This is a genomic window from Avibacterium endocarditidis (assembly GCF_002921145.1).
Taxonomy (GTDB): Bacteria; Pseudomonadota; Gammaproteobacteria; order Enterobacterales; family Pasteurellaceae; genus Avibacterium; species Avibacterium endocarditidis.
Genome location: NZ_PQVI01000016.1, coordinates 1 through 14,779 on the forward strand (window position 1 = coordinate 1; position 14,779 = coordinate 14,779).

Genomic DNA, 14,779 nt, shown 5'->3' on the forward strand with positions numbered 1-14,779 from the left:
AAAAACAAAAGAAAAAACACCAGAAAACTCCACCACACTTGATCCGAAAAAAGCCGCTATCGCTGCAGCCATTGCACGAGCGAAAGCGAAGAAACAAGCACAGAACGGCACGGAGCAATCTACAAACTCAGCAGAGAACATTGTGGAAAATCAAGGTTTAGCCGAACAAGCAGAAACCCAAAGCGCGGCTGAAAAAACAAAAGAAAAAACGCAAGAAAATACCACCGCGCTTGACCCAAAAAAAGCGGCTATTGCTGCAGCAATTGCTCGAGCAAAAGCGAAGAAACAAGCGCAGAACAGCACAGTTCAATCTGCAGGCTCAACAGAGAAAAATGTGGAAAATCAAGGTATAGCTGAACAAGTGGAAACCCAAAGTGCGGCTGAAAAAACAAAAGAAAAAACGCAAGAAAATTCCACCGCACTTGATCCGAAAAAAGCGGCTATCGCTGCTGCCATTGCACGAGCGAAAGCGAAGAAACAAGCAAAAGAAAATCGATCCCAAGAAAAAGAATAAGGTTTAGCAATGTTTAAAATGATGAGTTCGCCACACACCCACTCGGGCAAATTGACTGCTCGTATTATGCTGTGGGTTGCGTTGGCAATGTTGCCTGCATTGGGCGCACAAGTTTATTATTTTGGTTTTGGTGTGTTAATTCAAAGCCTGCTCGCCATTACCCTTGCGTTAGTGTTGGAATTTATGGTTACGCGCTTACGCAAAAAGCCAAACCTGTTTTATATCAGTGATTTCAGCGTGGTGCTAACGGCATTAATGCTCGCGATGGCAATCCCACCTTACGCACCTTATTGGGTGATTTTAATCGGGACATTCTGTGCGGTCATTTTAGGTAAGCACGTTTACGGTGGCTTGGGACAAAATCTGTTTAACCCTGCAATGGTGGGTTATGTAGTGTTGCTCATTTCTTTCCCTGTGCAAATGACCGCTTGGTTGCCGCCCGTGGCGTTATTAAATGAGCCGCCTAGCTTGCAAGATGCTTATCAGCTGATTTTCCACGGCATTACTACGGACGGCTTCAGCCTGCATCAATTAGCCAATTCCATTGATGGGATTACCCAAGCCACGCCATTGGATTCCGTCAAAACCGCAAGCAAAATTAATATGGCGATAAGCGAAATTAATCAATCTCCTATTTTTGTGGAAGTGATGCCTTTTGAGAGTGAACTCAATCTTGGTTTAGGCTGGGCACAAATCAATCTTTTCTTTTACTTGGCGGTGTTTTCCTAATTTGGAAGAAAATTATTCATTGGCAAATTCCTACTGCTTTTTTAGCCATAATGTTACTGGTAAACGGTATTCACTGGCTTACTTCTTCTTATGCACCAAGTCCTTTATGGCATTGGTTTAGTGGGGCAACAATGTTCGGCGCATTTTTTATTGCCACTGACCCTGTCACATCTTCAATCACGCCAAAAGGAAAACTGATTTTCGGTGCGATTGTGGGCTTGCTTGTGTGCCTAATTCGCTTTAATGGCAACTACCCTGATGGCGTGGCATTTGCTGTGTTACTGGCAAATATTTGTGTGCCACTGATTGATCACTACACTCGCCCGCGCGTGGCTGGATACAAAAGGAAATAAGCAATGCAAACGGTAAAAATTAGCACCCGTTATGGCGTGATCTTGGGCATTATTGCGTTAATTTGCACCGCACTTTCTACCGCTGTGTATTTCTTAACGAAAGCCCCTATTGAGCAAGCCATCGCCAAACAACAAGCAGAATTGCTTGCACAAATTATTCCACCGCAAAGTTACGATAACGATTTGCTCTCCAGTTGCTCACAGCCTGATTTCGCTGAAGCCAAAACCTTACGCATTGAGAAAATTTGTATCGCAGAGAAAAATCATCAGCCTGTGGCTTATGCTTATGAAACCATTGCGCCAGATGGCTATTCAGGTAATATTCGCTTTCTGGTAGGGATTACACCACAGGGTAAAGTGCTAGGTTTGCGTGTGCTTGAACACAAAGAAACTCCAGGCTTAGGTGATAAAATTGAACTGCGTATTTCTGATTGGGTGCTGAGCTTTAATCAACAAAAAATCAGTGCCGATAATCTCAATGATTGGGCGGTAAAAAAAGATGGCGGTAAATTCGATCAATTTACTGGCGCAACCATTACACCGCGCGCCATCGTCAATCAAACCAAGCGTTCAGCCTTGCCATTATTGCAACAAATGAATAATAACGCGGTGAAACAGGAGCAAAACTAATGCAAGAAAATCACGAAAAAAACCACCGCACTTTAGAGCATACATCAGAAAACGAAATGGGTTTGGCTTCCATTGAACCACAACAACCGCAACAAAGCGTGCCGACTGGGCTAAAAAGCCAATGGAGCGAATTATTTAAGCAAGGTTTTTGGCATAATAACCCCGCTCTTGTGCAACTGTTGGGGCTTTGCCCGCTACTTGCGGTGTCTAGCTCGGCAACCAACGCCCTTGGTTTAGGCATTGCCACCATTGCGGTATTAATCTGTACCAATGTGGTGGTTTCGTTGTTCCGCAAGCATATTCCGCACGCCATTCGTATTCCTATTTATGTGATGATTATCGCCACCACGGTAACCATTGTGCAACTGATTATGAATGCCTACACTTATACGCTTTATCAATCCTTAGGGATCTTCATTCCGTTGATTGTAACAAACTGTATTGTCATTGGCCGCGCGGAAGCCTTTGCATCAAAAAATGGCGTGCTGCTTTCGCTCTTTGATGGCTTTGCAATGGGCGTGGGAATGGCGTTCAGCTTGTTTGTGCTAGGTGCAATTCGTGAAGTGTTAGGCACAGGTAAACTGTTTATGGGAATGGAAAACCTGCTCGGCAACTGGGCAACAGCGTTACATTTAAACCTTTTTGAGCTAAACAGTAGCTTTTTGCTCGCTATTCTTCCCCCAGGAGCATTCCTTGGTTTAGGTTTAATGTTGGCAGTAAAAAACTTAATCGATAACCAAAAACCATAAATCACAATGAATAAACAAAAACGTATTGAAATTTTAACGCGACTGCGGGATCAAAATCCCCACCCCACCACTGAATTACATTATAATTCGCCCTTTGAATTATTAATTGCGGTGATTTTATCGGCACAAGCCACTGATAAAGGGGTGAATAAAGCCACGGCTAAACTCTTCCCTGTGGCGAACACCCCACAAGCGATTTTAGAACTTGGGTTAGATGGCTTAAAGAGCTATATCAAAACCATTGGACTATTTAATAGTAAAGCCGAAAATATTATTAAAACCTGCCGTGATCTGATCGAAAAACACAATGGCGAAATTCCCCAAACCCGTGAAGAACTTGAAGCCTTAGCTGGAGTTGGGCGTAAAACCGCGAATGTGGTGTTAAATACCGCCTTTGGTCAGCCGACTATTGCGGTGGATACGCATATTTTCCGCGTCTGCAATCGCACCAACTTTGCCCCTGGTAAAACCGTGTTGCAAGTAGAAGAAAAATTACTCAAGGTTGTGCCGGTAGAATTTAAAGTGGACGTGCATCATTGGCTGATTTTGCACGGACGTTACACCTGCATTGCGCGCAAGCCACGTTGCGGTTCTTGTATTATTGAAGATCTTTGTGAATACAAAGACAAAACTGAAAATTAAGGTAGTTTATGACAACAAAAAAATCTGAACGACAAACTTGGTCAAGCCGATTAACCTATATTATGACTGTCGCTGGCGCAACCGTAGGGTTTGGTGCAACTTGGCGTTTCCCTTATTTAGTGGGTGAAAACGGTGGCGGTGCATACGTTTTATTATTCTGCATTGCGATGATCGTCATCGGTATTCCAATGATCTTAGTGGAAAACGTGATTGGTCGCCGCTTGCGTGTGAATTCCATTGATGCCTTTGAAGATAAACTCACCGCCAAACCCCATTCAAAATATTGGAAAATCATTGGTTATATGGGCTTGCTCGGTGCCTTCGGCATTATGGCTTACTATATGGTGCTTGGCGGCTGGGTGATGAATTATATTATCAGCCTGATTTCTGGCAGCCTAGATATTTCTAGCACCATCAGCAAAGACTATGCCAAAACTTTCTATGAACAAAGCATTAGTAATAGCCCGCTCCAAATCGCACTTTACACCTTTATTTTTGTGGCCATCAACTATGTGATCTTAGCCAAAGGGATTATCGGTGGTATTGAGCGTTCGGTAAAATATTTAATGCCATTGCTGTTTGTGTTTTTAATTGGAATGGTGATCCGCAACATTACCTTACCCGGTGCGGCGGAAGGGATTATTTATTATCTCAAACCTGATTTTTCTAAAATTACACCGCAGTTATTTATTATGGTGCTAGGTCAAGTTTTCTTTGCTCTGAGTTTAGGTTTTGGCGTGCTAATCACTCTTTCAAGCTATCTGAGCAAGGAAGAAAACCTAGTGCAAACCGCTGTAATCACTGGGTTTACCAATACCGTTATTGCGGTTTTAGCGGGCTTTATGATTTTTCCGTCTTTATTCAGCTTTGGCATTGAACCGAACGCAGGCCCAACACTGGTTTTCCAAAGTTTGCCAATTGTGTTCTCGCATATGTGGGCAGGGCGAATTTTCGCCATTATCTTCTTTAGTTTATTATTGATCGCCGCGCTAACCACTTCTATTACTATTTATGAAGTGATTATCACCGCACTTCAAGAAAAGCTCAGAATGCGCCGTGGAAAAGCCATTGCCTTAACCCTTGGTGGCATTTTCTTGCTCGGTAATATTCCTTCTATTTTGAGCGATAACTTACTGAAAGATTACACTTTCTTCGGCAAAAGCATTTTCGATGCTTTCGATTATGTGAGCGGAAATATTCTCTTTTTACTCACCGCACTTGGCTGCGCCATTTTCGTGGGCTTTGTGCTTAAAGACGAAGCGAAAAAAGAACTTTCCAGCAAACCAAATTCCACTTTCACAAAAATTTGGTTTAATTATGTGAAATATGTCGTGCCATTGATTATTTTGGTGATTTTTGTGAGTAATTTAATTTAACCTGTTTTCCTATAAAATAAGGAGCTGATTTTTTTCAGCCCCTTATTTTTCACTATGTGCTAAATTAATGGCTTTCTAATCCATTGCGAATTAGCGTTTCAAACGCATCATAAGCCACCAAAAAGGCATCGTGGCCGTAATCGGAAGGGAATTCGTGATAGCTCAAATCAACGCCAGCTTGTTCAAGCATTGCTTTACTTTTTCTCACGTCCACGGCTTTGAAAAGCTGATCATTAGTCACCCCAATTAAACGTATAACGTGCCTTAATACGCGACAATGCCTGCTCTGTACTTTCATAACCCAACGCAGGATCATACAAATCCAATGCGCGTAACAAATGCAAATAGCTGTTGGCATCAAAACGATCGAGAAACTTTTGCCCTTGATAACTGAGATAGGATTCCACTTGAAAATAATCGCCCCAATACTGCCCTTCTACTTTCGTGGCGCGTCCAAAGGCTTTGGTTAGTTGAATATCGGTGCGATAAGTCAGCATTCCTAACATTCGCGCAATTGCCAGCCCTTGCGAGGGCGGTTCACCGTCATAATAATCGCCATGATTAAAATGAGGATCGGTGATAATGGCTTGGCGCATCACGTGATTAAACCCGATGGCTTCTGCACTAAAATAAAGAGAAGAGCAAAGATTGACGATATTATCCATAAAATCAGGATAATCAATCGCCCATTGAGTGGCTTGCATTCCGCCGAACGAACCACCAACAATACCTTTTAAATGGGGAATTTTAAGATAATCGAGCAGCACTTTCTGCACCTTGACAATATCCTGCACAAGGATATGCGGAAACTGGCTGCCGTAAGGCTTTTGTGTCTGTGGATTGATTGACGCAGGCCCTGTTGTGCCTTTGCAGCCACCTAGCACGTTAGAGCAAATGAAGAAATATTTTGACGTATCTAACGCCAAGCCCTCCCCCATAAAATTTTGCCACCAACCAGCTTGATTAGGATCATCATTATAGGGTTCAGCATCGCCGGTTAAGGCGTGACAAATCAGTACCGCATTGCTTTTATCCGCATTCAATTTGCCATAGGTTTGGTAGGCAACATCAATATGCCCAAGTTCCCCACCTAAGGTAAGTTTGAGCGGTGTTTGTGTAAAGAGTGTTGCTGTTTGTACTGCCATTTCCTATCCATTACTTCATTGATGCGATCTTGCCAAGGTAGGCTACATAAACTACCCTTAGCCCTATACCTTGTCAAGAAATTTTAGACGTCTAAACTTCTAGACGTATTTTAGAATAAATTTACTTGAATTTACTAGTATTTTTTATTATTTTGATGCTCAAGATGTAAAAAAATATGAATTTTATGCTGAAATCCTTTTTCCGTTACCTTTTTTCTTTTCGGTGGTTTAACGCTCTGCTTCGAAAATTTCTACGGTATTGCCTATTCCTTATTTTTCTTTGCGGACTATTGCTTGTGCTTGTTGATCAAGCGATTGGCTTTTACGTTCGCCAAGGTATTTATACGGATATAAAAAAACTGCCCTATCGTCCTTATGGCTTAGTGCTAGGCACGTCAAAATATTTCAGCAAAAATACGCCAAATTTGTTCTATTCTTATCGACTATTAGCCGCGAATAACCTATTTAAAGAACGGAAAGTGGATTATTTATTGCTTAGCGGAGATAACCGCACGGTGGAATATAACGAACCGCGCACTATGTTCAAAGATTTGAAGAAAATGGGTGTGCCAGAAGAATTTATGTATTTGGACTATGCAGGGTTTCGTACCTTAGATTCCGTGATCCGCGCCGATCAAGTGTTTAAAGCTCATTCTATCACCATCATTACACAGCGTTTTCATTGTGAACGGGCTTTATTCATTGCCAAATATCATAATATTGACGCAATCTGCTTTGCGGCGGAATACCCTAGTGGCTATACCTTTGTGCGCTTCCGTGAGTTTTTTGCTCGTTTACAGGCAGTATTGGATCTTCTTGTTGAAAAAGAACCGCACTTTTTAGGCAAACCAGAACCACTACCACCACCGCCTTTCTCCGATTAACAATGATGAACTAAATCGCGCAATACCTTAGTTGGTTCTGGTAAGCTTTCTGATTTATGGTTAAGCCGTTCTAGCACTAAATCAAGCAATTTATCGGCAATTTTCTTGTGATCTTGCACCGCACATAGGGTTTTGTTGGCTAATAATTCTAACATTTCGTGATCCCCAAAAGTGGCAATCACTAATTGTTGTGGAATCCCTTTATTCTGCCTTAATAGCACTTGGAATATGCCCTGTAACAACGTCAAAGACGTAACAAACAAAGCATCTGGTAACGAATTTGTTACAAGCCATTGCTCAAAGGTGTACGCAGCAGAATCACGGTGAAATTGTTCACTATAAAGAAATTCTACCGAATTTTCTGACCGCTCTTTTAATGCCTCACGAAAGCCTAATTCACGCTCCTTGCTCGTTGGTAATTCAGGTAATGCACCAAAAAAGAGTACATTGTTAAAAGATTGCTGTTTAAACAAATCTTGTGCCAAACGATAAGCATCATTTCTATCATCAGAGAGCACATTGATCACATTATCGCCACTTATCTTACGGTCAAAACCAAAAACTGGCACTTCACTTTGCTGATAAAACAAATTGTCCGCTGGCAAGGAAGTTGAAACAATCAGCGCATCAATTTTGCGTTGGAAAAGGTGCTTGGCACAAGCCATCTCATTATTTGGATTATCATTAGAACAGGCAATCAGCAGTTGATAGCCTTTTTCGCGAAACTTTTGTTCAAGCTGATGAGTAATTCTTGCATAACTCATATTTTCAAAATCAGGAATAATCAACCCAATAGTATTGGTTTTTCCCGCTCTCAAGCCTGCTGCCATTGCGTTAGGTTTGAAATCATATTCCTTGATTAGCGATTGTACCTTTTCAATGGTTTTATCACTTACTCGATACTGTTTTGCTTTGCCATTTACCACATAACTTACTGTTGTTCTGGAAACCCCAGCAAGTTTAGCTAGCTCGTCTAATTTCACATTAACTCCTTTTAATATGCCATTTCAATTTTAAAGTGCGGTGAATTATAACACCAAATTTTCAGTCATTTTTATGCGGAAATTCTCGAAATTTGATCTATCTCGCAAAAAATCACCTCATCTGCTGAACATAAAAAAGACTGAATTTTTTCAATTCAGCCTTTTCTTTATAAAAATCAAATTAGCTGTTAGCACGGCGGCGGGTAATCACCGCATTTGAAAGTTGCTCCAGCACTAATTCGGAGTCTTCCCAACCGATGCAGGCATCAGTGATACTTTGTCCGTAAACTAATTCTTTGCCTTCTACTAGATCTTGTCTGCCTTCCACTAAATGGCTTTCGATCATTACGCCGAAGATTTGGTTTGAACCCTGTGCAATTTGCTGGCAAACATCTGCGCAAACCTCTAATTGTTTTTTGAATTGCTTATTGCTGTTTGCGTGGCTGAAATCCACCATAACGTGTGGAATTCGACCGCTCTTTTCAATGCTTTCGCAAACTTCATTGACATCTTTTGCGCTGTAATTTGGCCCGTTATCACCGCCGCGTAAAATAATGTGACAATCTGCATTTCCTTTAGTGGAAACGATAGCAGAATGGCCAAATTTGGTTACAGAAAGGAAATAATGCGGTGCTTCTGCCGCGCCAATGGCATCAAGGGCAATGCGTACACCACCATAGGTGGCATTTTTAAAGCCTACGGCACAAGATAAGCCTGAAGCTAATTCGCGGTGAACTTGCGATTCTGTGGTTCTTGCCCCAATTGCGCCCCAGCTCATAAAATCTGCCACATATTGCGGTGTGATCATATCCAAAAATTCGCCTGCGGTTGGCACTTCTAAGTTATTAATATCTAACAATAATTTTCGTGCGATGCGTAAACCATCATTGAGCGCATAGCTGTTATTTAGGTAAGGATCGTTGATTAGCCCTTTCCAACCTACGGTTGTACGCGGTTTTTCAAAATAAACACGCATAATAATTTCTAGGCTATCTTGATATTTTTCACGCATTGCTTTGATGCGTTGCGCATATTCCAAAGCCGATTTTGGATCGTGAATGGAACAAGGCCCAATCACGACAAGTAAACGATCATCTTTGCGATGAATAATATTGTGTGCTTGTTGGCGAGCTTTTTTTACGGTGTTGATCGCCACTTCGCTTGCTGGATATTTTTCAATTAACGCAATGGGTGGTAGCACCTGCTCTACTTTGCCAATTCGGGTGTCATCGTTAGCAATATAAATGTCATTTTTGCTTTTTGTCATACATCACTCTCTTACATCTTGGTTTGTATTTTATAATTACTTGCTTATCCGCATTGCGAATACTTAATTGTGTGTCAATGTAACATGCATTTTTGTACTAGTAAACTAGTTTAAAAACATTATTAATAAATTTTTAATGACTGCTTAAAACTTGCGCAGGTTGCAATTTTGCCGCGCGACTTGCTGGATATAAACTAGCGATCAAACTTAGCACTAAGGCCACCACAAAGACCACCGCAATATCTTGCCAATGAAGTTCACTCGGCAAAAAGTCCACGAAATACACGCCGTCTGAAAGCAGTTTTCTGCCAATTAAAAATTCAATGCCTTTAATTAATTGGGTGAGATTTAATGCCGTTACGCAGCCTAACAGCAGCCCGATGACACAGCCTTTCATTCCAGCTTGTAAGCCATACCAAATAAAAATTCGTTTAATAAAGCCATCATTTGCGCCAAGGGTACGCATAATAGCAATATCGCCTTGCTTGTCTTTCACCGCCATAATCAAGGTTGAAATAATATTAAAGCACGCCACGCCAATCACTAGCACCATTGCTAAATACATCACGGTACGAATAAGCTGAATATCGCGGTACATATAGCCAAATTTACTAATCCAATTTTGCGCGGACAAAAATTGTGGATACTGTTGCAAGGTTGGGTAATCCAATTGTTGCACAGCAAAAGGGTGCTGCACTTTGAGTTCAACACCTGTGGCTTCATCGGCGGAATAATCCAAGAATTGCTGCGCAGTTGCAAGGGGAATTAAGGCATAACTGTGATCGAGCTGGCCGTCAAGGCGCAGAATCCCTGTAATTTGCATACGCTCACGCATTGGCTGGGTAAAATTATTGGTGCCGTCTGATTGAGAAATCAACAATGTTACCCAATCCCCCTCTTGCACCGCTAATTCACGCGCAATGCCAGAGCCTAGGACTAACCCGCCTTCACGAGAGAAATTTTGCCAGCCATCGCCTAATACAAATTGTCCTAAGGCACTCACTTGATCTTGCTTGTCTGCTTCAATGCCTTTCACTTGCACCACTTTTAACTTCGTGCCATTTTCTACCAAAGCAGTAAAACTGACAAAAGGGGAACTCGCCAACACGCTAGGATCTTGTTTTAAAAGTGCGGTTAAATTTTGCCAATTTTTTATTGGCGTACTCTCGCCCTGTTCAGAATAAGCAGAGATTTCAACGTGTGGCACAACCGCTAAAATGCGTTTATTTAGCTCACGTTCAAAGCCGTTCATCGCACTTAGCCCCACGATCAACACCATTACACCAAGGGCAATGCCAAGGGTAGAAAACATTGAAATCAGTGAAACCAAACGATTTTTCTGCTTACCACGCTGATAACGCCAGCTAATAAAAAAGGGTGCGTTCATCTAGCTTTCTCCACGCAATACACCGTCTTGCATCACCATTCGGCGAGAAAGTTTCTCCGCCAACTGCAAATCGTGCGTGACCAATAAAAAGGCAATTCTTTGCTCTTGGTTTAATTTCAAAATAAGCTCAAAAATGCTTTCTGTGGTTTTGCGATCCAAATTCCCTGTGGGTTCATCAGCTAGCACTAAAGCAGGATTATTCACTAACGCACGAGCAATGGCGACACGCTGGCGCTCACCGCCAGACAACGCAGAAGGACGATGCTTAATGCGATGTGCTAAGCCCACCGCCTGCAACATTTTTTCGGCACGGTCTTGCGCTTCACTACGATTTTGCTTACCAATCAACATCGGCATCATCACGTTTTCTAGCGCGCTAAAATCTGCCATTAAATGATGAAATTGATAGACAAACCCCATATATTGATTGCGCAATTTCGCTAATTCATCAGCGCTTGCCTTTTGCAAAGATTGCCCTTTAATGAACACTTCACCGCTGGTTGGCTGATCTAAGCCACCTAGGGTATGCAATAAGGTACTTTTGCCCGAACCTGAACTGCCCACAATCGCCACCAATTCGCCTTCTTCCATTGAGAAAGTAACGTCTTTTAGCACTTGTGTTTGGTTTTCCCCTTCTTGGTAAACTTTGGTTAAATTTTGGCAGCTGAGTAAAATTTGCTTCTCTGTCATTCTTTTCTCGTTATTTTTCTTTTTCTGTTTCGCTTTCGCTTTATAGTAAAAGTAAAAAAAAAAAATTTCGTATTCGTAAAAAAGCACCGCACTTTGTTACGCATTATTCATAGCGCAAGGCTTCTGCTGGCTCAATTTGTGCCGCGCGGTAAGCAGGATAAATCGTTGAACATAAAGAAAATAATAAGGATACCGCAACAATAATCACAATCTGTGAAAGATTTAATTCTGTCGGTAAACGAATATTTTCTGCACTAAACCACGCCATAATGGAATCTAAATTTAATGTGGTTAGCACGCCAAGCAGCGTGCCAATCAAGGTTCCACTAATGCCTACTAATAGCCCTTGCCAAATAACAGGCTGCGCACTTGCGATTTATTCAGCCCTTGGGTTTGCAAAATGGCAATTTCCCCTTGCTTATCCACCACCATTAAGCTGAGCGATGTGATAATATTTGAAATGGCAACCACAATAATCAAGCTAATCAACAAGCCCATCATATTTTTTTCCATTTTTACCGCTTGGAAAAACTCCCCTTTTTGACTACGCCAATCGGTTATCTGCCATTCATCTGCACTGAAATAGTTAGGAAGTTCGGTAATATCAAAAGGATCGCGTAAAAATAAGCGATAACCTTGCATTTGCTGTGGGCCAATACGCATCAATCTGCCAATATCGGAAAGATTGGCAAACACGGCGTTGCTGTCATTTTGCCCTGAAGCAAAATAAATATCGCTAATGGTAAATAAGCGTTGCACAGGCACACGACCAAAGGGCGTATATTGGCTGTTTTCCGTGATCATTAAACGGACTTTATCGCCAATTTGTAAATGTAATTTTTGCGCTAATTGCGATCCCATTACCAATTTAAATTCGCCTGCGGGTAATAATTGCTCAAAAGATTGGGGTTGAAAATGGCTCAGTAAAGAATCATCAGAAAAATGTTGAATACCTATCACTTGCCCAGCACTCACGCCTTGTGGTGCTTGTAAAATCACATTCGTGGTGTTAATCGGAATGGCGCGCTGCACAAAAGCTGGCATTGTCGGTGTTGGCGCTTCACGGGATAAATGACCTGACTTTGGCATAATTATGGCGTGGGGAATGGTGGAAAGCACTTGCTTCTTCTGTTGATTTTCCAAACCATTCATTACCGAAAGCACGATGATTAACGCCATAATACCCAGCACAATCCCCATCATTGCAAGGTTGGTAACTAATCGCCCAAAACGATCCGCACTTTTCGCTCGCCAATAACGCAGGGCAATAAATAAAGAAATCGGTAAATTCATCATTATTATTTAAGGGTTGAAATAACAAATTTCCCCTGCATAACAGGGGAAATTTCGTTCGATAATAAATTTATTTGCCCGTTGCGACAAATTCTTCCATATTTTGTGTTACTTTTTTCACCAAAATTTCCACCGCACCATCAGATGCCCAAGCAATGTGTGGGGTGATGATTAAATTTGGTAAACGCGTTGCCGCTTGGATAAGTGGGTTATCTTTCTCAGGCGGCTCTTTCACTAACACATCTAAAGCCGCGGCTGCGATTGTGCCATTTTCTAACGCTTCTGCTAAGGCTTTTTCATCTACTAAAGGCCCGCGCCCTGTGTTGATTAAATATGCCGTTGGCTTCATTAATTTTAATGTTTCGGCGTTGATCAAATTGGTGGTTTCAGGTGTTAAAGGGCAATGTAGGGTAACAATGTCCGCTTCTTGCAACACTTGCTCAAAAGGTAAATAGCCCTCACGCACTGTTGTCGCCCCTTTGCGTTCTGCATAAATCACCTTCATTCCTAGCGCTTCAGCTAAACGGCCAATTTCTTTACCAAGATTGCCTTTACCCACAACACCTAAGGTTGAACCTTTCACATCGGTGATCGGGTAATCAAAATAACAGAACTGTTTGCTATCCGCCCATTTGGCGCTGAGCTGATCTTTATACCAGTTCATTAAACTGTGTTTTAAAGCAAAAATTAACCCTAAAAACGTGTTCAGGCACGGTAACAGAAGAATAGCCCGTCACATTTTTCACTGCGATGCCTAACTCTTTCGCCGCCTCTAAATCCACATTATTTGTTCCTGTGGCGGTAATTGCGATCAATTTTAAGTTCGGGAGCTGTTTCATTGTTTCACGATCAAACACGACTTTGCTCGTAATCACAATATCCGCATCTTTCGCGCGCTCAATGGTTTGTTCAGGCGAAGTATGCTCATATTCCACCCATTGATGCTCAAAGTTAGGGCGTGGAATAGGAATATGTTTTGGAATGGCTGTGCTATCAAGAAAAACAATTTTCATAAAATGCTCCTTATCTATTTTAGGGATATGCCCTATCTGCAAAAATTCATCAGGGGCTAAATAAGTCTATTAAAATATAAGCGATTTTACCCTATAAGTTAACTAATTGTTACAAAAAACTACCGCACTTCCAACACAATATCATCAAATAATTTTTTCACCGCGTTGTTATCGTGCAAACGCTCTGCTTGCTCCACCATTGGGCGGGTTAAGTGCGGTGAAAACATATTGATAAAATCGTACATATAATTGCGTAAGAAAATGCTATGTTTGAAAGCAATTTGCGTCATACTGGAACGGAAAATATGGCTAGCATCGATCGCCACTAGATCTTTATCTTCTGGCGTATGGGCCATTGAAGCCATAATGCCCACGCCTAAGCCTAAGCGCACATAGGTTTTGATGACATCTGCATCTGTGGCGGTAAACACAATATTCGGCAATAGCCCTGCGCTGTTGAAGGCATAATCCAAATCCGAAACGCCTGTAAAACCAAAGGTATAGGTAACAAGGGGATATTTACTCAGTTCTTCAATCGTCAGATCTTGACATTGCGCTAAGGGATGATCATTTTTAACGATCACGGAACGATTCCATAAGTAACAAGGCAATAGCACCAAGTCATCAAATAAATATTGCGCTTCCGTAGTGATCGCCAAATCCACTTCGCCAGAAAGTAATGCGTCATAAATTTGCGTTGGCGAACCCTGATGAATATGCAAGCTCACATCGGGATATTTTTTGGAAAAACGCTCTACCACAGAAGGCAGCATATAACGCGCCTGCGTGTTAGTGGTGGCAATGCGTAACACGCCGTGATTAGGCTGCGTATATTCATCTGCCACGGCTTTAATACTTTGCGTTTTCACCAATAATTCGCGTGCAATCGCAACAATTTTTTGCCCGCTGGGGTAAGGGCTTTGATATGTTTACCGTTACGCTCAAAAATCTCTAAGCCTAATTCATCTTCCAACAACCGCACTTGTTTACTGATCCCAGGCTGCGAGGTAAACAAGGTATTTGCCGCTTCGGTTACATTCAAATTTTGATTTACGATTTCAACGATATAACGTAATTGCTGAATTTTCATCATCACTCCTTGATCAAAGTGCGGTGCTTTTTTA

11 protein-coding genes and 5 pseudogenes are annotated in these 14,779 nt (G+C 41.8%); 8 read left to right on the forward strand and 8 right to left on the reverse strand.

The genetic code is table 11. From position 1 onward, the window contains the following. The 7 genes and pseudogenes from C3Z13_RS01795 to C3Z13_RS01820 form a co-directional block, all read left to right on the forward strand. A pseudogene (locus tag C3Z13_RS01795) lies at positions 1-514 on the forward strand (hypothetical protein); the annotation flags it as partial. A gap of 9 nt (positions 515-523) precedes the next feature. Then, positions 524-1,243: an RnfABCDGE type electron transport complex subunit D gene (locus C3Z13_RS01800; protein ID WP_483860523.1), complete on the forward strand. Its 720-nt coding sequence runs from the start codon at positions 524-526 to the stop codon at positions 1,241-1,243. A 14-nt stretch (positions 1,244-1,257) separates the two neighbouring features. Next, positions 1,258-1,596 carry an RnfABCDGE type electron transport complex subunit D gene (locus C3Z13_RS12955; protein ID WP_483860524.1) on the forward strand — a complete coding sequence of 113 codons (339 nt, stop codon included), beginning with the start codon at positions 1,258-1,260 and terminating at the stop codon, positions 1,594-1,596. Between the two features lie 3 nt (positions 1,597-1,599). After that, the gene (gene rsxG / locus C3Z13_RS01805) at positions 1,600-2,226 is read left to right on the forward strand and encodes an electron transport complex subunit RsxG (protein WP_103854821.1); all 627 of its coding nucleotides are present in this window, start codon (positions 1,600-1,602) and stop codon (positions 2,224-2,226) included. Between the two features lie 56 nt (positions 2,227-2,282). Continuing rightward, positions 2,283-2,975, forward strand: coding sequence for an electron transport complex subunit E (locus tag C3Z13_RS01810; protein WP_103854844.1), 693 nt, complete (start codon positions 2,283-2,285; stop codon positions 2,973-2,975). A gap of 6 nt (positions 2,976-2,981) precedes the next feature. Beyond that, positions 2,982-3,617, forward strand: a complete 636-nt coding sequence (gene nth, locus C3Z13_RS01815) for an endonuclease III (protein WP_103854822.1) — start codon at positions 2,982-2,984, stop codon at positions 3,615-3,617. An 8-nt stretch (positions 3,618-3,625) separates the two neighbouring features. Continuing rightward, positions 3,626-4,993, forward strand: coding sequence for a sodium-dependent transporter (locus C3Z13_RS01820; RefSeq protein ID WP_103854823.1), 1,368 nt, complete (start codon positions 3,626-3,628; stop codon positions 4,991-4,993). A gap of 64 nt (positions 4,994-5,057) precedes the next feature. On the opposite strand, the pseudogene metX reads toward C3Z13_RS01820, so the two are convergent. After that, positions 5,058-6,138, reverse strand: a pseudogene (metX, locus tag C3Z13_RS01825) (homoserine O-acetyltransferase MetX). A 185-nt stretch (positions 6,139-6,323) separates the two neighbouring features. On the opposite strand from metX, the gene C3Z13_RS01830 reads away from it, so the two are divergent. Next, positions 6,324-7,022, forward strand: a complete 699-nt coding sequence (locus C3Z13_RS01830) for a SanA/YdcF family protein (RefSeq protein ID WP_103854845.1) — start codon at positions 6,324-6,326, stop codon at positions 7,020-7,022. Here the strand turns inward: C3Z13_RS01830 and cra are convergent. The 7 genes and pseudogenes from cra to cysB all read right to left on the reverse strand — a co-directional run bounded on the left by cra (position 7,019) and on the right by cysB (position 14,745). After that, positions 7,019-8,005, reverse strand: a complete 987-nt coding sequence (gene cra / locus C3Z13_RS01835) for a catabolite repressor/activator (RefSeq protein ID WP_103854824.1) — start codon at positions 8,003-8,005, stop codon at positions 7,019-7,021. The two genes, C3Z13_RS01830 and cra, sit on opposite strands and share 4 nt — an antisense overlap. Before the next feature lie 181 nt (positions 8,006-8,186). Then, on the reverse strand, positions 8,187-9,272 hold the full coding sequence (gene aroG, locus C3Z13_RS01840) for a 3-deoxy-7-phosphoheptulonate synthase AroG (RefSeq protein ID WP_103854825.1): 1,086 nt from the start codon (positions 9,270-9,272) through the stop codon (positions 8,187-8,189). Between the two features lie 133 nt (positions 9,273-9,405). After that, positions 9,406-10,659, reverse strand: a complete 1,254-nt coding sequence (gene lolE / locus C3Z13_RS01845) for a lipoprotein-releasing ABC transporter permease subunit LolE (protein WP_103854826.1) — start codon at positions 10,657-10,659, stop codon at positions 9,406-9,408. Then, the gene (gene lolD, locus C3Z13_RS01850) at positions 10,660-11,349 is read right to left on the reverse strand and encodes a lipoprotein-releasing ABC transporter ATP-binding protein LolD (RefSeq protein ID WP_103854846.1); all 690 of its coding nucleotides are present in this window, start codon (positions 11,347-11,349) and stop codon (positions 10,660-10,662) included. Positions 11,350-11,452: 103 nt separating this feature from the next. After that, positions 11,453-12,642: pseudogene (locus C3Z13_RS01855) on the reverse strand (lipoprotein-releasing ABC transporter permease subunit). Between the two features lie 70 nt (positions 12,643-12,712). Continuing rightward, positions 12,713-13,655 (reverse strand): annotated as a pseudogene (locus C3Z13_RS01860) (2-hydroxyacid dehydrogenase). Between the two features lie 119 nt (positions 13,656-13,774). Next, positions 13,775-14,745: pseudogene (cysB, locus tag C3Z13_RS01865) on the reverse strand (HTH-type transcriptional regulator CysB). Between the last annotated feature and the right edge of the window lie 34 nt (positions 14,746-14,779).